The organism is Streptomyces angustmyceticus, from assembly GCF_019933235.1.
In the GTDB taxonomy this organism is placed as follows: Bacteria; Actinomycetota; Actinomycetes; order Streptomycetales; family Streptomycetaceae; genus Streptomyces; species Streptomyces angustmyceticus.
This window is the reverse complement of the sequence record NZ_CP082945.1, coordinates 6,350,903-6,368,152: the sequence shown is the minus strand read 5'-3', so window position 1 is coordinate 6,368,152 and position 17,250 is coordinate 6,350,903. Positions and strand designations below refer to the sequence as shown.

General features: G+C 72.2%; 14 protein-coding genes. 5 read left to right on the top strand and 9 right to left on the bottom strand.

Annotated features, from left to right (window positions below; genetic code table 11):
* The first annotated feature begins 265 nt into the window (after nucleotides 1-265).
* Nucleotides 266-703: a subtilase-type protease inhibitor gene (locus tag K7396_RS28400; RefSeq protein WP_086719896.1), complete on the top strand. Its 438-nt coding sequence runs from the start codon at nucleotides 266-268 to the stop codon at nucleotides 701-703.
* Between the two features lie 91 nt (nucleotides 704-794).
* Here K7396_RS28400 and K7396_RS28395 read toward each other — a convergent pair whose 3' ends face one another.
* From K7396_RS28395 to K7396_RS28385, 3 genes are all read right to left on the bottom strand, one after another.
* Nucleotides 795-1,871, bottom strand: coding sequence for a S1 family peptidase (locus K7396_RS28395; RefSeq protein ID WP_086719895.1), 1,077 nt, complete (start codon nucleotides 1,869-1,871; stop codon nucleotides 795-797).
* 486 nt (nucleotides 1,872-2,357) lie between these two features.
* Nucleotides 2,358-3,287 carry a slipin family protein gene (locus K7396_RS28390; protein WP_086719893.1) on the bottom strand — a complete coding sequence of 310 codons (930 nt, stop codon included), beginning with the start codon at nucleotides 3,285-3,287 and terminating at the stop codon, nucleotides 2,358-2,360.
* 228 nt (nucleotides 3,288-3,515) lie between these two features.
* On the bottom strand, nucleotides 3,516-4,415 hold the full coding sequence (locus K7396_RS28385) for a S1 family peptidase (RefSeq protein WP_086719892.1): 900 nt from the start codon (nucleotides 4,413-4,415) through the stop codon (nucleotides 3,516-3,518).
* Nucleotides 4,416-5,123: 708 nt separating this feature from the next.
* Here K7396_RS28385 and K7396_RS28380 point away from each other — a divergent pair.
* Entirely contained in the window at nucleotides 5,124-5,573 is a 450-nt protein-coding gene (locus K7396_RS28380; protein WP_086719890.1) for a cell division protein SepF, read from the top strand.
* Between the two features lie 105 nt (nucleotides 5,574-5,678).
* Here K7396_RS28380 and K7396_RS28375 read toward each other — a convergent pair whose 3' ends face one another.
* Together K7396_RS28375 and K7396_RS28370 are read right to left on the bottom strand one after the other, a co-directional pair.
* Entirely contained in the window at nucleotides 5,679-6,884 is a 1,206-nt protein-coding gene (locus K7396_RS28375; protein ID WP_086719889.1) for an acyl-CoA dehydrogenase family protein, read from the bottom strand.
* A gap of 141 nt (nucleotides 6,885-7,025) precedes the next feature.
* Nucleotides 7,026-8,675: an MFS transporter gene (locus K7396_RS28370; RefSeq protein ID WP_086719888.1), complete on the bottom strand. Its 1,650-nt coding sequence runs from the start codon at nucleotides 8,673-8,675 to the stop codon at nucleotides 7,026-7,028.
* 211 nt (nucleotides 8,676-8,886) lie between these two features.
* Between K7396_RS28370 and K7396_RS28365 the strand changes: the two genes are divergently transcribed.
* The gene (locus K7396_RS28365; protein ID WP_086719886.1) at nucleotides 8,887-10,080 is read left to right on the top strand and encodes a glycosyltransferase family 39 protein; all 1,194 of its coding nucleotides are present in this window, start codon (nucleotides 8,887-8,889) and stop codon (nucleotides 10,078-10,080) included.
* Nucleotides 10,081-10,362: 282 nt separating this feature from the next.
* Nucleotides 10,363-11,397: a phosphatase PAP2 family protein gene (locus tag K7396_RS28360; RefSeq protein ID WP_086719884.1), complete on the top strand. Its 1,035-nt coding sequence runs from the start codon at nucleotides 10,363-10,365 to the stop codon at nucleotides 11,395-11,397.
* Nucleotides 11,398-11,499: 102 nt separating this feature from the next.
* Here K7396_RS28360 and K7396_RS28355 read toward each other — a convergent pair whose 3' ends face one another.
* On the bottom strand, nucleotides 11,500-11,712 hold the full coding sequence (locus K7396_RS28355; protein ID WP_086719883.1) for an I78 family peptidase inhibitor: 213 nt from the start codon (nucleotides 11,710-11,712) through the stop codon (nucleotides 11,500-11,502).
* Between the two features lie 511 nt (nucleotides 11,713-12,223).
* Between K7396_RS28355 and ctaD the strand changes: the two genes are divergently transcribed.
* A complete protein-coding gene (gene ctaD, locus K7396_RS28350; RefSeq protein WP_086719881.1) occupies nucleotides 12,224-13,906 on the top strand; it encodes an aa3-type cytochrome oxidase subunit I in 1,683 nt (560 codons plus the stop codon).
* On the opposite strand, the gene K7396_RS28345 is transcribed toward ctaD, so the two are convergent.
* From K7396_RS28345 to K7396_RS28335, 3 genes are all read right to left on the bottom strand, one after another.
* Entirely contained in the window at nucleotides 13,794-14,828 is a 1,035-nt protein-coding gene (locus K7396_RS28345; protein ID WP_086719880.1) for a helix-turn-helix transcriptional regulator, read from the bottom strand. The genes ctaD and K7396_RS28345 overlap by 113 nt on opposite strands.
* Before the next feature lie 82 nt (nucleotides 14,829-14,910).
* Nucleotides 14,911-15,885 carry a hypothetical protein gene (locus K7396_RS28340; protein WP_086719878.1) on the bottom strand — a complete coding sequence of 325 codons (975 nt, stop codon included), beginning with the start codon at nucleotides 15,883-15,885 and terminating at the stop codon, nucleotides 14,911-14,913.
* A complete protein-coding gene (locus tag K7396_RS28335) occupies nucleotides 15,882-17,141 on the bottom strand; it encodes a glycosyltransferase family 4 protein (protein WP_086719877.1) in 1,260 nt (419 codons plus the stop codon). Before K7396_RS28335 ends, K7396_RS28340 begins: the two co-directional genes overlap by 4 nt.
* Nucleotides 17,142-17,250 lie beyond the last annotated feature (109 nt).

Below are 17,250 nucleotides of genomic sequence, written 5' to 3'. Positions count from 1 at the left end.
CCGAACGACCGGTCGGCGGCCGGATTCATTCCTTCCGGGTTCCGGCGACCTTTGCCAAGGGCATGACCGGCGCCGCATCCCCGCTGGCCGCACCCCCCTTTGCCCGAACCGCCACGGGCCACCTCCGGCCCGTTCGCGCCATTACTCTCAGCTTTCAGCTAATGACTAAAAGCGATCGCCTTGTGCTCACTCAAGATGCTTTCGAGGTGCGGTTGGGCCAGACTCCCGTCCGGTATCTGCACCTTCGAGCAAGGGAGTGTTCGTCATGCGGTACATCACTGGGGCGGTCGCGCTCGGCGCGGCACTGGTCCTGGGCACACTGGCCACCACCGCTCAGGCCGCCGCACCGGCGCAGCCGTCGCGGACCGGCGGCCTGTACGCCCCGACGGAACTGGTGCTGACGGTCGGCCAGGGCGAAAGCCGTGCGACCGCCACGGTGCAGCGTGCGGTGACGCTCAGCTGTATGCCGGGAGCCAGGGGCAGCCACCCGAACCCGCTGGCCGCCTGTACCCAACTGCGTGCGGTGGCCGGCGACTTCAACGCGATAACCGCCGCCACCTCGGACCGGCTGTGCACCAAGGAGTGGAACCCCCTCGTGGTCACCGCCGACGGCGTGTGGCAGGGCAAGCGGGTCTCGTACAGCTACACCTTCGCCAACCGCTGCGCGATGAACATCGACAGCGACACGGTCTTCAACTTCTGACCGGTCCGGCGTGAGATCCCCGGGCACCGGTGGATGGTGCCCGGGGATCGTCCTGTGCGGCGGACACCGGGCGGAGCCGGTGCGGCTCCGGTCAGCCGATCTTCGCGCCGTAGGCCTTCAGGGCCTCGGTGACGGGCTGGAAGAAGGTCTCGCCGCCCTGGGAGCAGTCGCCGCTGCCGCCGGAGGTGAGGCCGATCGCGGCGTCGCCGTCGAAGAGCGCGCCGCCGCTGTCGCCGGGCTCGGCGCAGACATCGGTCTGGATCAGACCCTCGACCGTGCCCTCCTGGTAGTTGACGCTGGCGTTCAGGGCCTTGACCGTGCCGCCGTGGACCTGGGTGGTGCTGCCGCTGCGCTGCACCTTCTCACCGACGGTGGCCTCGGCGGCCTTGGTGATCTTCTGCGTGCTGCCGTTGTAGAGGTCGACCTCGCTGGGGTGCGGGGTGTCGCCCGTGTACTTGGCGAGGGAGAAGTCGTTGCCCGGGAACTTCGAGTCCTCGGTGGTCGCGATCGCCGAGCCGCCCTGCTTGTCGGACCAGCTCTTGATGTCGTTGCCGCAGTGGCCGGCCGTCAGGAAGTACGGCTGGCCGTCCTTGACGACGTTGAAGCCGAGCGAGCAGCGGGCACCGCTCCCCCAGATCGCGTCGCCGCCGCCGATGAAGGGTTTGAACTCGCCCTTGCTGTGGCGGACCTCGACCTTGTCGCCGAGCGCCTGGGCGACCTTGGTGAGCCGGTCCAGCCTGGTGCCCTTGACCGTGCGGTCCGCGGTCACCACGACCTTGTTGCTCTGCGGGTCGATGCCCCAGGACGTGCCGGGGATGGTCGCCTTCGACTTCAGGGTCCGCCGGGCCGAGTCGAGCTGGGCGAAGGTGTGCTTGACGAGTCTGGCTTCCGCGCCCTTGGCCCGCACGGCACGGGCCTGCGCCTGGTTCACGACGTTCACGACCAGCTTCTTGGCCTTGGCGTCGTAGAAGGCACCGGCGGTGTCCGTCTTCAGGTGCGAGGCGAGGCCGGCCGCCGCGGCGGAGGTCAGCTTGGCGAGCGCGGGGGTGCGGGCGGGGGCCGTGGACGCGTTGGCGTTGGCGAGCGTGACGGTGGCGGTCGCGGCGAGCGCCAGGGCTCCGGCACCCGCGATGATGACGCGCCGGTTGGGTATGCGACGGTGCTTCAAGTCCGAGCCTCCGTGGGGGGAAGAGCCCGGAAACTGTGGGGAGTTGCCCGGGCCCGGAGAGTGAGGGGGTGGAGCAGGAACGGCTCCGCCCGAGGAACCGGCCCCAAGGAAGCGCGTCCATGCCAACGTGCGGAGCCGAGTATTCCCATCCGCCTCACTCGCGCACAAGACCGGGTTCCGGTCTCCCGTGCGGGAGTTCACGGTTTCGCCACACGGCGGTCACACCGATGCCGGTCGCCCGCGGCCCCGAGTGCGGACCTCAGCGGCGCGCGAGGCGCTCGGCGGACGGCAACGTGTGAGGACTATAGCTGGCCGGAAACCAGCGCCCGGGAGCCGCCCCCCGGGCAGCGGGAATCGCCGTAAGTACCCACCTCAACAGGAACGTACGGCGATCAGACGGACATCAGGGACGTATCGGCGCTCCGCCACTACGGCGGAATTTCGACCTGCGGCAGGCCCTCCACCCGCGGCAGGCGGGCCCTCGGCCTACGGCAGATCCTCCGACTCCGGGAGGTCCTCCAGCTCCGGGGGCGGCGCACCGTCCGTCCCGGCCCCGGCCCCGGCGGCCGGCCGCGGGGATCCGGGCGCCGCCGGGCCGGCCGGTTTTTCGCCGACGCTCCGCTCCGCCTGGGCCGCGGCGGTCTGGGCCTGCGCCTGCAGCCCGGAGCGCTCCAGGAAGCGCAGCAGCTCCACGGGGAAGGGCAGGACGAGGGTGGAGTTCTTCTCGGCGGCGACCGCCACCACGGTCTGCAGCAGCCGCAGTTGCAGCGCGGCGGGCTGGTCGGACATCGCCCCGGCCGCCTCGGCCAGCTTCTTCGACGCCTGCAGCTCGGCGTCGGCGTTGATCACCCGGGCGCGCCGGTCGCGGGTGGCCTCCGCCTGGCGGGCCATCGACCGCTTCATCGTCTCCGGCAGCGAGACGTCCTTGATCTCCACCCGGTCGACGGTGACGCCCCAGCCGATGGCCGGGCTGTCCATCATCAGCTCCAGGCCCTGGTTGAGCTTCTCCCGGTTCGACAGCAGATCGTCCAGTTCGCTCTTGCCGATGATCGACCGCAGCGAGGTCTGTGCCATCTGCGAGACCGCGAAGCGGTAGTCCTCGACCCGTACGACCGCGTCGGCGGCGTCCACGACCTTGAAGTAGACGACGGCGTCGACCCGGACGGTCACGTTGTCCCGGGTGATGCCCTCCTGGGCGGGCACCGGCATCGTGACGATCTGCATGTTGACCTTGCGCAGCCGGTCGATACCCGGAACGATCATGGTGAACCCCGGCCCGCGCACCTCGGAGGCCAGCCGCCCCAGCCGGAGCACCACGCCGCGCTCGTACTGCTTGATCACCCGCGCCGCGGCCACGAAGTACACGGCACCCACGGAGGCCAGCGCCACCCCGGCCGTCACCAGTTCTTCGACCATCACGGCTCCCTGAAACCTGCCGCACACCGTCCGAATCGCGTTGTTTACCATGGTATGCCCGGCTCGGGAGGGCGGTCGAGGCACGCTCGCGCGCGGCCGGGCCCCCGTCCGCCGGCGGACGGGGGCCCTCGTACCGCCGGATCCGGATCCGGCGCTCGTGCACGGGACGCTCCGCGCGGGCCGTCCGGTGCGCACCGGACGGTCCCTACGGACGTCAGCCGGGCGGCGTCAGTAGACGCTCACCCCGTAGGCGCTCAGCGCCTCGGTGACCGGCTGGAAGAACGTGGTGCCGCCGGAGGTGCAGTCGCCGCTGCCGCCGGAGGTGAGGCCGAGGGCCTTGGTCCCGGAGTAGAGGGGGCCGCCGCTGTCGCCGGGCTCGGCGCAGACGGTGGTCTGGATGAGTCCGGAGACGATGTCGCCGCCGCCGTAGTTGACGGTGGCGTTCAGCGCGGTGACCTTGCCGCTGTGGGTGCCCGTGGTGGAGCCCCGGCGGGTGACCGTCTGGCCGACGGTCGGGGTGCCGGCGCTGGTGATGTCCTGGCTGCCGACGGTGCCCGCGTGCGACACCGAGCCGGTGTACTTGATGATGCCGTAGTCGTTGCCGGGGAAGCTGCTGCCCGCGGTCGGGCCGATGCTCGCCCCCGAGCCGGTGGTCCACGGCGGGTTGCCGTCGGTGCAGTGACCGGCGGTCAGGGCGTAGTAGGTGCTGCCGCTGCGGACGTTGAAGCCCAGTGAGCAGCGCCAGCTGGGGGCGTAGATGGCGTCGCCGCCGGAGATGAACTTGCGGAAGGTGCCCGCGATCCGGTCGATGCGGACCGCGTCGGCGTTGCTGCCGGCGGCCCGCTCGATCCTGGCGATCTCGGCCTGGGAGACCGTGCGGTCGGCGGTGACGATCAGGGTGTGGGTCCTGCTGTCGACCCGCCAGGCGGTGCCCGCGACATCCGCGGTGCGCACCGCCTGGCCGGCGGCGGAGAGCTGGGTGGCGCTGAACGTCTTCGTGGGGGCGGGTATCTGTGCGTTGGCGGTGGGGATGGCGATGGCACCGACGGCCACCAGTCCGGACGCCACGGCGATCAGCCGGGTGCGTCTCGCTACGCCGCTGCGGGGGATGGTGCGCTCGTTCCTCACTGATTCCTCCGAGGGGGATCGGGGGGCCGCCGGTGGGCAGCCCGTGAGGCGCAGCCGAAGGGCACGCGGGAATCCGCACGTTCATTTTCAGCGTGCCCCTGACAAGCGCTGAGCGGAGTTTCGGGCGCGCCGCCCCCGCGGCGCAAGAGGCTCACACGAATGTCTTGTGCCGGATACACCCGCTTCACGGCCGCACGGCCCCAACACAGCGCCCCGGCAGCCGCGTTGCGGGCCGCCGGGGCGGCGCTGACCCCCTCGGTCGGAGATGGGACGAACCGGCGGCCGAGGCGGTTCCGCGGCCGCGGGCCGAGCGCCGCCGCGCCCGCCACGGATACGGCCTCGGACGCCAGGAAGGACGAGCCCACATCCTCGGCCCCGAAGACGTCCCGGATCGGCCCGCCGGAGACCCGCCGACCCCGGCCACCGGAGCGGCCGGGCATCCGCACTGGTCGCACACCTGAACCGACCCGCTGGTCCGGTCCGCCCGGCACTGACCGCTTTGCCACCGCCACCGGGTCAGGTACCGACCGTCACGTTCTTCATACTGTCAGTTTCCTTACGGGGCGCATGAGCTGATGCCGCGCCACCCTCTTTGCACCAGATGTGTCACGAACCCCCCGTGCGGCGGCTATCCACTTGGCACACTGTCGGCCTGATGGACGACGATAGGGGTACACACACAGACACCGCGGGTGAGAGGAGGCGTCAATGGGATCGGTGCGCAAGGCGAGCGCCTGGCTTGGCCTCGTCGACGACAGTGATGACGAGCGCTACTACGACGACGACTACGCCGAGGGACCCGATGCCGGCGACTCGGGCGAGAGCCCCTGGGTCACCGACCCCCGGGTCCGGGTGGCCGACGAGGCCGCCCAGGACCAGGGCACCCGCATCGCCACGGTCACTCCGGAGAGCTTCCGGGACGCCCGCGGCATCGGCGAACTCTTCCGGGACGGCGTCCCGGTCATCGTCAACCTGACGGCCATGGAGCCCTCCGACGCCAAGCGCGTGGTGGACTTCGCGGCCGGCCTGACCTTCGGGCTGCGCGGTTCGATCGAGCGGGTCGCCACCCGGGTGTTCCTGCTGACCCCCGCCGACTACAAGGTCGTCAGCGGCGAGGCCCGCGGGCACCGCAACGGCGGTTTCTTCAACCAGAGTTGAGCGCGACCCGCGTGCTGTCGGCCGGGGTCCGGGGGCCCGCGGCGGCAGGCGCGAAGGAGCGGGCCCCCGGATCGCACAGCGGCCGGCGTCAGCGGGCGGGCCCGCTCACCGGAAGGCGTCCAGGCCGGTGAGCGCCTTGCCGAGCACCAGCTGGTGCATCTCGACGGTGCCCTCGTAGGTCAGCACCGATTCCAGGTTGGTCGCATGCCGCATGACGGGGTACTCCAGCGAGATCCCGTTGGCGCCGAGGATCGTCCGGGCCGTGCGGCAGATCTCGATCGCCTCCCGGACGTTGTTCAGCTTGCCGAAGCTGATCTGCTCGGGGCGCAGCCGCCCCGCGTCCATCCGCAGCCCCAGGTGATGGGCCAGCAGGATGCCCTTGTGCAGCTCGACGGCCATGTCGGCGAGCTTGGCCTGGGTGAGCTGGAAGCCGCCGATGGGCCTGCCGAACTGCTCGCGCGACTTCGCGTAGTCCAGCGCCGCCTCGAAGCTGGCGCGGGCGGCCCCCATGGAGCCCCAGACGATGCCGTAGCGGGCGTGGCTGAGACAGCCGAGCGGGCCGCGCAGCCCGGTGACCTCAGGGAGCACCGCGTCGGCCGGCAGCCGTACGTCGTCCATGACCAGTTCGCTGGTCACCGAGGCCCGCAGGGACCACTTGTGCTTGATCTCGGGGGCCGAGAACCCCGGGGTGTCCGTGGGGACCACGAACCCGCGGATGCCGTCGTCGGTGCGGGCCCAGACCACCGCGACGCCGGCCACCGAGCCGTTGGTGATCCACATCTTGCGGCCGTTGAGCACCCAGTCCCCGCCGTCGCGCTTGGCGTGGGTGCGCATCGCCGCGGGATCGGAGCCGATGTCGGGCTCGGTCAGGCCGAAGCAGCCGATGGCCTCGCCGGCCGCCATCCGGGGCAGCCACTGCTGCTTCTGCTCCTCGGAACCGAAGCGCCAGATCGCGTACATGGCGAGCGAGCCCTGGACGGAGACCAGCGAGCGGATGCCGGAGTCGGCGGCCTCCAGCTCCAGGCAGGCCAGGCCGTACTGGACGGCCGAGGCCCCGGCGCAGCCGTAGCCGGTCAGGGACATCCCGAGGGCGCCCAGGGAGCCCAGTTCGCGGGCGAGTTCACGGATGCCGGGCAGTTCGCCGCGCTCGTACCAGTCGGCGATCCCCGGCAGCACCCGGTCGGCGGCCCAGCCGCGGACGGTGTCGCGGACCGCGCGGTCCTCGTCGGTCAGCAGGTCGTCCAGGCCCAGGGGGTCACCGGGGTCGAACGGCGGCACCGCGGAGGAAGCTCGGAACGGCTGTGCGGACATGACGGGGCCTCCGGCGGGTTCGGCGCTCGCGCGAAAAACTAGCAGCGGTAGTTATCTCGCTCCCGACGGTACGGCCCGCCGTGCCGCGCGGCAAGGGTCACCGCCGCCACGGCGGGGCGGCCGCGCGGGACGCCGCGCCGGTCAGCGGCCGGAACGCGCCGGGGCGGGCTCGCCCTCGCGGGCGGCGCCGGCCGTGCCCTCGCCCGGAGCAGGCTCCCCGTCCGCCTCGGCCCGCTCCGTGGAGTCCGCCGCCCGGCGCGGCAGCCGCAGCGCGATGCCCGCGCCGATCAGCAGCAGCACGGCGCTGGCGACGAGGGTGACGTGCAGCCCGCGCACGAAGGACTCCCGGGCGGCCTCGCGCAGCGCGGCCCTGGCGCCCTCGCCCAGTCCCGCGGCCACCTTGTACGCCTCGCCCAGGGAGTGCGCGGCCGAGGCCGAGGCGTGCCGGGGGACGCCGTCGACATGGTTCAGGCCCGGGGCGTAGGCGGCGTTCATGACGCTGCCGAGCAGGGCGACGCCGATCCCGGCGCCGAGCTGGTAGGAGGTCTCCCCGATCGCGGCGGCGCCGCCCGACTGCTCGGCGGGCGCCTCGCTGAGCATCGACTCGTACGCCCCGAACAGCGTGGACTGGAAGCCGAAGCCGAGCAGGACGAAGCCCAGGGACAGCAGCCACGGACGGTCCTGGCTGCTCATCGCGGTCAGACAGAGCACGGCGGTCGCGGTCAGCACGAAGCCGAGGGAGACCATGGCGCGCGGCCCGAGGGCCTGCAGCATCTTCGAGCCGGTCAGGCCCGCGGCCATCGCGGCGAAGACCAGCGGCAGCATCCGCAGGCCGGTCTCCAGCGGGCTCAGCCCGAGGACGAGTTGGAGGTACTGGACGGCGATCAGCTGCAGGCCCACCAGGGCGAGCATGGCCAGCACGATGCAGCCGACGGAGGTGCCGAACGCGGGCCGGGCGAACAGCCGCATGTCGATCAGCGGGTGCTCGCGCCGGCGCTGGCGGCGGACGAACACGACCAGCAGCAGCACCCCGAGGACGATGGGCAGGAGCGTGGTCACGCCCAGCACGGCCGTGCCGCTGCCGATCCGCTTCACGCCGAGGACGACGCCCAGCACTCCGAGGGCCGCGACGATCGCGCCGATCACGTCCCAGGGGCCGTTGCGCTCACCGCGCGACTCCGGCAGCAGCCACCGCCCGACCAGCAGCATCACGGCCATCATCGGGATGTTGATGAGGAAGACCGAGCCCCACCAGAAGTTCTCGACGAGGAACCCGCCGAGCACCGGACCGACCGCGGCGCCGACCGCGGCCACCGCGCTCCACACGCCGATGGCGACCGCTCGCTCGCGCCGGTCGGGGAAGACCTGACGCAGGATCGACAGCGTGGCCGGCATGATCATGGCGCCGCCGATGCCGAGCAGGGCGCGGGCCACCATCAGGATCTGCGGGTTGGGCGCGAGCGCGGCGGCGGCCGAGGCGAGACCGAAGAGGCCGTAGCCGAGAAGGAGGATGCGGCGGCGGCCGACGCGGTCGCCGAGGGTGCCGAAGAGGATCAGCAGCGAGGCCGCGATCAGCGGGTAGACGTCGACGATCCAGAGGAGTTCGACCGGCCCCGGCCGCAGGTCCTCGGTGACGGAGGGCACGGCGACGTACAGGATCGTGGTGTCCAGCGCGACGAAGAGCAGGCTGACGCACAGCACGATCAATACGGTCCAGCGGTTCGCGCCGCCGCCGGTGAGCCGGGGAACACCAGCCGTCCGTCCACTGCCGGACGCGGTCGTCCCGGACATGCAGCACCTCCAGTCATGCTCTCGCGGCCACGGATCAGGGCGCGACAACGCCCCGGGGGAACCGGCGGCACAAGCGAGTAGAGACGTCAGACTACGCGAGTCCCGGTGGGTGCCGCGTGGCTCACCTCACGATGAGACGCTCATCGCAGCCCTTTGCGTTGCCCTCCCGCGGCCGGCAGTCGCTCCTCGGCCACCCTGGATAATCCTCGTGATGAACGATCTTGCCTCCGCCGCCGTTCCCGGCCGCCCGCCGCGCGCCATCCCGGCCGTACGCGCCGCGCTGCGCCGGGCCGCGCCCGCACTCGCGGCCTTCGCGGCGGTCCGGCTGCTGGGGCTCGTGGTCCTCGCGGTCTGGTCCGCGGCCGACGGCAAGGACTGGCACACGCTGCTGACCGCCCGCTGGGACGCGCTCTGGTACACCCGGGTCGCCGAGCAGGGTTACGGCTACACCGTGCGGCTGCCCACCGGCGAGGTGCACTCCAACCTGGCCTTCTTCCCGCTGCTGCCGTGGCTGGAGCGCGGCCTGTCCGCCCTGTCGCCGCTGTCGGCCGCCGACGCCGGGATGGTGGTGTCCTGGCTGGCCTCGCTGGCCGCGGCCTGGGCGCTGTACGCGACCGGCGAGCGGCTCCACGGACACCGGGCCGGGGTCGCCCTGGCGGCGCTGTGGGCCGCGGTGCCGGTCGGGATCGTGCAGTCGATGGCGTACTCGGAGTCGCTGTTCACCGCGCTCGCGGCCTGGAGCCTGTACGCCGTGCTGACCGGGCGCTGGGCGGGGGCGGGGGTCCTGGCCTCGCTGGCCGGGCTGACCCGGCCGGTGGGCGCGGCGGTGGTCGCGGCGGTGTGGATCACCGCGGCGGTGACGCTGTGGCGGCAGCGGTCCTGCGGCGCGGGGGTGCGCGCGGCGCTGCGCGCCCGGCCCGGCCTGCTGCCCGGTGTGCTGCTCGCCCCGCTCGGCTGGTGCGGCTTCTTCCTGTGGGTGGGCGCGCGGCAGGGCTCGTTCACCGGCTACCTGGACGTCCAGGGCGAGTGGGGCAACGGCTTCGACGGGGGGCTCGCCTTCGGCGCCTTCGTCTGGCGGCAGCTGTCGGGGCCCGCGTTCGCGGCCGGGCTCGGGCTGCTCGTCGGCGTCGGGCTGGTGGTCTGGCTGTATCTGCGCGGCGTGCGGCAGGGCCAGCCGCTGCCGCTGGCGGTCTACTGCGGGGCCGTGCTGCTGCTCGCGCTGACCGCCAAGGGCTACTTCGGCTCCAAACCGCGGCTGATGCTGCCGGCGTATCCGCTGCTGCTGCCGCTCGCCGCGGGGCTCGCGCGATGGCGCCCGGTGCGGGCCTGGGCGGTCGTCGGCCTGGTGGCGGCGGGCTCGGCGGCGTACGGGGCGTTCTGGCTGAACGGGTCCGGGCCGCCCTGACCTCCGAGCACACACCGTCATCATGCGAACCCTCTCCGTGATCCACCCCGGGAAACGACGAGCGGCCCCCGGGCGACGGCCGGATAAACTCTGCCGGCGAAAAGCAGATAAGGCGCTCAGGGTGACGACACGCGGGCCCGGGGAAGCGTTTGGGAATCGCCGGGAATTCTCTTCCAAATCCTTGTAACGAAGCCCCGATTGAGACACATTCCACATCACATCGTCATTACAAAGCGCACAGTTTGACCAAGCACCTACATCACACGCGGTAACGTCGATTGAGTGCGTACCGATGACAAGCTCGACCAGATGGAGGAGCGCCCGACCGATCGCGTCCGACCGCCCAGCATGACCCGGACCCGCATGTGGCTGTTCTGGGGCACGCTGGCGGTGTATCTCGCGATCGTGGCCGGGGTGCTCGCCACTTCATGGCTGGTCACGTTCGACTGGCAAGTCATGTTCTTCAGGCCGTACAAGCAATGGCCCGAGATCCATGCCTTCCTCGACTACTTCGTTGTACTGGGGCAGCGCGGACCGACCGCGGTGGCGGTGGCGGCCTGGCTGGGCTGGCGCTGCTGGCGCCAGCGCAACCTCCACCCGCTGCTGGTGCTCGGCGCCTCGCTGCTGCTGCTGAACATCACCGTGGGCGCCGCCAAGCTCGGCATGGGCCGGCTCGGCCCGCACTACGCGACCGTGGTCGGCGCCAACGAGATGGGGCTCGGCGGCGACATATTCCCCTCGGGCCACACCGCGAACGCCGTGGTGACCTGGGGTGTGCTGGCCTACCTGGCGACCACCTCGCTGCGCCGCCGGACGCTGTCGGTGATCGCCGCGCTGGGCGCGCTGGGCGTCGGCATGACCACCGTCTACCTCGGCACCCACTGGGTCAGCGACGTGCTGCTCGGCTGGGCGGCCGGACTGCTGGTGCTGCTGGCGATGCCGTGGCTGGAGCCCGGGATCACCTGGTTCGAGGACCGCCTCATGGGCATCCTGCTGCGGCTCTGGCTGCGGCTGCGCCCCGATTCGCTGCGCGGCCCGCTGCCGGTCGGCTCACTGGCCCCCGGCGTCTCCCGGCAGCGCATCGCCCCCGACGGCGAGGTGCTCGTCCGCGAACCGATCTCCGCGGGCACCGGCGGCCGGTCCGCCGCCCATACCCCGGACGGCTGGCCGCACCACCCGTCGCGCCCGTACACCATCCGCTCGGAGCGCGCCCCGGCCGCACCGGCCGGCAGCCGGCGGCCGCCGCACGCGGACCGGATGCCGCGCACCATTCCGCTGAGCCCGACGTCCGGGCGCGGCCGCAACGCGAGCGGCTGAGCCCACCACAGGCGGCGGGGCCGGTACGCACACCCCACCCCGCGACGAAGGACCCGCCCGCTCCCCGGGGAGCGGGCGGGTCCTTCGTCGTCGGTGCGGCGCTCAGCCCTGCCAGGTGCGGTGCACCGTGCCGTCCTCGACCTCGAAGTTGATCCGGCCGGCCAGGTACTCCATGGTGACGATCGCGCCCGGCGGCAGCGCGCGGACGGTCGTCCAGCCACGCCCCCTGGCCTGCTCCTCGGCGTCCTGCTGGGCGAGGCCGACATACGCGTCGATGTCGTCCTGGGGGTTGTCGGGAAGGTTCGGTACGTCCATGACAGCCACCGTAGGCGCCCCCGGCGGCCCGCGGAAGGGCGGCCCTCGCACACCCCGGTGACCACCCGGTCCGGCGTTGGTCACACTTGTGTCACAGCCGACACCGGTGCGTTTGCCGGAACTTCCGTCACCCTTACGCGCCGTGCGATCGCGCATCCGGGTGGAATTTTGCCCGGCCGGAATTCCACCTTGATCGAATGCGAAACGGGAGCGTTTGCCCGGCACCTCGCGGCGGGCCGTCCGAAAACAATCCTCCGTAAACGGCGGATTCCCTTTACCCGGTGCCCTTATCGGCCGCCGGGAATTTGTCCCACGCGCCACACTCCGCACACATTTTCCGCACATCGCCCGGCTTGCCGGTCCCGGCGGCCGCTCCGGCCCGCCCGCCGGCCGCTCCGCCGGCCCCGCCCGATCCCACCGGAACGGACCGGAGCGCCACCTCGCTCCGCGCCGTCCGCGCGAGCATCATGTGCCGGGCCCCAGTACACCTTCGACGAACGAGGTGCAGCGGATGGTTACGGACACCGACCGGGCCGCTCTCCGGCCCCCGGGGGCCCGGCGCCGCGGGGCGGTGCTGGTCGACTGGCTGACGACCACCGACCACAAGAAGATCGGGCATCTCTACCTGATCACCGCGTTCGGCTTCTTCCTGGTGGGCGGGCTGCTCGCGATGGTGATGCGCGCCGAACTGGCCCGGCCAGGGCTGCAGATCATCGACGCGGAGGAGTTCAACCAGGCGGTGACGATGCACGGCACGATCATGCTGCTGCTGTTCGCCACCCCCGCCTTCGCCGGTTTCGCCAACGAGATCATGCCGCTGCAGATCGGCTCGCCGGACGTGGCCTTCCCGCGGCTGAACATGCTCTCGTACTGGCTGTTCCTCTTCGGCGGCCTGATCGTGCTGGGCAGCTTCCTCACGCCCTTCGGCGGCCCGGCCTTCGGGTGGACGGCCTACGCACCGCTGAACTCGATGGTCCGCTCCCCCGGCGTCGGCGCCGATATGTGGATCATGGGGCTGGCGCTGGCCGGCTTCGGCACCATCCTCGGTGCCGTCAACTTCATCACCACGATCCTCGTGCTCCGCGCGCCCGGGATGACGATGTTCCGGATGCCGGTGTTCACCTGGAACATCCTCTTCACCTCGATCCTGGTCCTGATGGCGTTCCCCGTCCTGGCGGCGGCGCTGCTGGTGCTGGAGGCGGACCGGCAGTTCGGGTCGGTGGTGTTCGAGGCGCAGTGGGGCGGTGCGCTGCTGTGGCAGCACCTGTTCTGGTTCTTCGGCCATCCCGAGGTCTACATCATCGCGCTGCCGTTCTTCGGCATCATCACGGAGATCATCCCGGTCTTCTCCCGCAAGCCGATCTTCGGCTATGTGATGCTCATCGGCGCGACGATGGCCATCACGGCCCTGTCGGTGATGGTCTGGGCGCACCACATGTTCGTGACGGGGGCGGTGCTGCTGCCGTTCTTCTCCATCATGTCGTTCCTGATCGCGGCGCCGACCGGGGTGAAGTTCTTCAACTGGATCGGCACCATGTGGCACGGCTCGGTGTCCTTCGAGACGCCGATGCTGTGGTCGATCGGGTTCCTGGTGAGCTTTCTGTTCGGCGGGCTGACCGGCGTCATCCTCGCCTCACCGCCGCTGGACTTCCACGTCACCGACTCCTACTTCGTCGTCGGCCACTTCCACTACGTCGTCTTCGGGACGGTCGTCTTCGCCACGTACGCGGGCTTCTACTTCTGGTGGCCGAAATTCACCGGCAAGCTGCTCGACGAACGGCTGGGAAAGATCCACTTCTGGACACTGTTCGTCGGCTTCCACACCACCTTCCTCGTCCAGCACTGGCTGGGCGTGGAAGGCATGCCGCGACGCTACGCCGACTATCTGGCCGCCGACGGCTTCACGGCCCTGAACACCCTCTCCACCGTCGGCTCCTTCCTGCTCGGCCTGTCCACGCTGCCGTTCCTCTACAACGTCTGGCGGACCACCCGGCACGGCACCAGGACCGCCGGCGACGACCCCTGGGGGTTCGGCCGCTCCCTGGAGTGGGCGACCTCCTCGCCGCCGCCCCGGCACAACTTCACGACCCTGCCGAGGATCCGTTCCGAGTCCCCCGCGTTCGATCTGCACCATCCGGAGGTGGGGAAGCAGCCGGTGGCGGCGCCGCCAGTGCCCGGGACAGCCGGTCCCTGACCTCCCGGACGCGGTCGAGCAGCTCCGGCGGCTCACGGACCTCGAAGTCGAAGCCCGTCAGCACGATGTGGAGCACCATCAGCTCCAGGCTGTGCGCCCCGGTCCGCAGCAGGCAGGTCCGCTCGTCGACTGCTTCGAGGGTTCCGGCGGCCGGGCCGATGCGCTCCGCGGCACGCTCCAGCGGGGCGTGCAGCAGCACGGTGGCCCGCCGGGCGTAGACCCGGGTGGAGATGCCCCGGGCGACGTACTCGGCGAGGTCCTCGGCCGGTGGCGGGCGGGGCGTGAAGCGCGGCCCGTGCGGCGGGGTGGGGGTGAGGCGGTCGGCCCGGTAGGTGCGCCAGTCCCCGCGGTCGGTGTCCCAGGCGACGAGGTACCAGGTGCGCCGGGCGCTGACCAGGCGGTGCGGTTCCACGATGCGGCGGGAGACCGTGCCGTCGTGGGCGGTGTAGTCGAAGCGGATCCGGTGGCGGTCCCGGCAGGCGTGCGCGAGTTCGGTGAGGACGTTCGGGTCCACCCGCGGCCCGCCGCCGGGCAGCGGGACGGTGAAGGCGTTCAGCGCACCGACCTGGCGCCGCAGCCGGTGTGGCAGCACCTGTTCCAGCTTCGCCAGCGCCCGCACCGAGGACTCCTCGATGCCCTCGACCCCGCCCGCCGCCGCGGTGCGCAGCCCGACCGCGACCGCCACCGCCTCCTCGTCGTCCAGCAGCAGCGGCGGGAGTGCGGCGCCGGCCCCGAGGCGGTAGCCGCCGGCGGTGCCCGGCGCCGAGTGGACCGGATAGCCCAGCTCGCGCAGCCGGTCGATGTCCCGGCGCACCGTGCGCGGGGTGACGTCGAGCCGGTCGGCGAGCTCCGCGCCGGACCACTCGCGGTGGGCCTGCAGCAGGGAGAGCAGACGCAGCAGACGTGCCGAGGTCTCCAACATGGTCCGAGTCTCGCAGCCCTTGCGGACAGCCGCGGTCCTCGATACGTCACGAGGACCGCGGGCGGACCGCGGACGGGGCCCGTCAGTCCTCGGCGGGGCCCGCGACCCGTACGGCCAGGTCGTTGTCGAGCGTGTAGTACGGACCGACCCGGAGCCGCCCGGTGCCGGAGGGCACCGGCAGCGCCGGGTAGCTGAAGACCTGCTTCTTGTCGGCGACGTCGTCCAGGAGGCGGGCCAGGCGCACCGGCCGGGCGCCCTCGGCGGGGCGCAGCCACAGGTCCCAGGGCTCGCTGCCCTGCTCCCAGCGGGCGGCCAGCTCCTCGTAGGGCAGGGTGAAGGTGAACTCCGTGCCCTCCACGGTCAGCGGGACGGTGACGGTGGCCGGCGCGGCGTCCGTCGAGGCCGCATCGCGGCGCGCACGGGCCTCGGCGCGGGCACCGGCGCCCGGCGCGGCGCCGTAGAGCCGGCCGGAGACCGTCATGCCGTCGGGCGCGACGAGGATGTCACCGGCCTCGGCGTGCGGACCGCGCCGCCAGCTGCGCAGCGCGAGGTTGCCGAACTTGGTCGCGTACGGGATGCGCACCCCGAGCCGGCCGATGCCCGCCAGCGGCCGGCGGTCCACCAGCGACCGCAGGTCGTTGAGGCCCGGCAGCAGGCGCCGCGGGTCCTGGCCGTCGCCGAGGTCGGCGTAGGCGTTCCAGCGGCCCTCGGCGAGGGGGACGGTGCTGGGCAGCACGGCGCGCAGGCGCCCGGCGCCGTTCGGCCCGAGCGGCAGCCGCACCTCGTCGTCCGCGCCGTCGCCGCCGCGCAGCCGCAGCACCAGCGCCGCGCTCCAGGCGCCCGGGGTCTCCTGAGGGGCGTTCAGGTCGAAGGTGAGGCCGCCGGCGGAGTCGGCGATGCAGTCGGCCCTCAGCTCCACCGGCGCCGCCCCGGCCGGTTCGGCCGCCCGCTCGGGGCGGTCGGTTCCCGCGCGCGCCGGAACCATGGGTTCTGGATCGATGGCGGAGGACTCCTTCATCTCGTCTCCGGTGACCGTCAGTCGGCTCGGCGCGGTCATACCGTCCGCACCCCTCTCAGTGCGGCGCGGGCCGCGTCCTTGGTGGCGTACGCGCCGCCGAGCAGGGCTCCCCGGGCGCGATGCAGGCTGCCGCGCAGCCGGTTGCCCCGCCCGCGGGCGAGCAGCTCGCCGAAGAGCTCCTCGTAGCGTCCGGCGACCGCGGCCGGGTCGAAGCGGGCCGACGAGACCAGCGCGGCCTCGCCCATCCGCTTGCGGGCGGCGTCGTCGTTGATCAGCGCGAGCAGCGAGCCGGCCAGCGCCTCCGGGTTGCCGACCGGCACCAGCCGGCCGTCCACCCCGTCGTCGATGATCTCGCCGGGCCCGTGCGGGCAGTTGGTGGCGACCACCGGCAGCCCGCAGCGCATGGCCTCGACGATCGTCATCCCGAAGGACTCCAGGCTGGAGGAGACCGCCGCGATCGAGCCCTTGGCCCACTCGGGCTCCAGGGGGTTGGCCGGACCCATCAGGAAGACGTGGTTGTACAGGCCGAGTTCGTCGATCAGGGCGCGCAGCGCGGCCTTCTCCGCGCCGCCGCCGTAGATCCGCAGCCGCCAGTCGGGCCGCTCGGCGGCGACGTGGGCGAAGGCGCGGATGAGGACGTCGTAACGCTTGACGCGGGCGAGCCGGCCGGCCGCGACGACCCACTTGCCGCTGCCGTCGGCGGGTGCGAGAGCGGGCTCCGGCACGCTGTTGGGCACCGCCTCGACGCGCACTCCGGGCAGCCGCAGCGTCCTGCGGTAGGTGCGGGCGTCGGCCTCGGTGACGGTGGTGACCGCGTCGAGGCGCGGATAGGCGCTGCGCAGCGCCAGTTTGAGCGCCCGGCTGTGGGTGTCGAGGGTGAGGTGCTCCTGGCCTATCCGGACCGGGCCGCGGCGCGCCTGCTTGGCGATGTGCACATTGAGTCCGGGCCGGGTGCCGACCACCACGTCGGTCTCCAGCCGGCGCAGGTGCTGGGCTATCCGGCGGTCGGTCAGCTCGCTGTACTGGCCGAACCGGTTCTCGGCGGCGGGGAATATCCTGGCGGGGCGGGCGTGCGCGGGGTCCGCGCCCTCGTAGCCGGGGCTGTTCTCCCTGAGGTCCACCAGGTGCCGCAGGGCGACCCGCGGACCGAGGTCGAAGACCGGGTCGTCGCGGTGGCGCAGCACCGACACGATCTCGACCTCGTGCTGCTCGGCGAGCGTGCGCGCGAGGTTGAACGTCGTCCTGATCGTCCCCCCGATGCCGTAGGCATTGTGTATCAGGAATGAGATGTGCATCCGTCCCCGTGTCCCCTGGTCTTCCGGTCGTGGTCTCCCCGTGGGCCGCGTCGCACCCCCCTCCCGTTGGCGCGACGCGGCCCCCTGCCGACCGGTAGGACCGCGAATC